1 protein-coding gene is annotated in these 528 nt (G+C 69.7%); it reads left to right on the top strand.

The genetic code is table 11. The features are described from left to right. On the top strand, positions 1 to 528 hold a 528-nt coding region (locus KCH87_RS48495), incomplete at both ends, for a ketoacyl-synthetase C-terminal extension domain-containing protein (RefSeq protein ID WP_282613096.1).

The following is a 528-nucleotide window of genomic DNA, read 5'->3' as shown; positions in this document are numbered from 1 at the left end:
TTGTGGCTGGGGTCGGTGAAGTCGAACATCGGGCATGCGCAGGCTGCTGCGGGTGTGGCGGGTGTGATCAAGATGGTGGAGTCGATGCGGCGCGGAGTCCTGCCGCGGACGCTCCATGTGGACGAGCCCACGTCGCATGTGGAGTGGGAGGCCGGGCAGGTGCGGCTGCTGGCCGAGGCGCGGGAGTGGCCGCAGGTCGGGCGTCCGCGGAGGGCCGGTGTGTCTTCCTTCGGCATCAGCGGCACCAACGCGCACATCATCCTGGAAGCGGCGCCCGTCGATGACTCGGCGAAGGAGTCCGAGCAGGGTGCGGGTGGGCTCGTGCTGTGGCCCGTGTCGGCAAAGGCGCCGGTAGCGCTGCGGGAGCAGGCCGCACGGCTGGCGGCGTACGTCCGTGAGGCCGGCGCGGACCTGGATGTGGCTGCTGTCGCGCACACCATTACTAACGGACGTGCCCTGTTCGACGAGCGGGCGGTCGTTCTGGGCACTGACCGGCACGAACTCACCGCTGGTCTGGAGGCGTTGGCT

The sequence above is a fragment of the Streptomyces sp. GESEQ-35 genome (assembly GCF_017948485.1).
Classification (GTDB): Bacteria; Actinomycetota; Actinomycetes; order Streptomycetales; family Streptomycetaceae; genus Streptomyces.
Note: the sequence above shows the minus strand (reverse complement) of the source record. Positions and strands in the feature narration are given on the sequence as shown.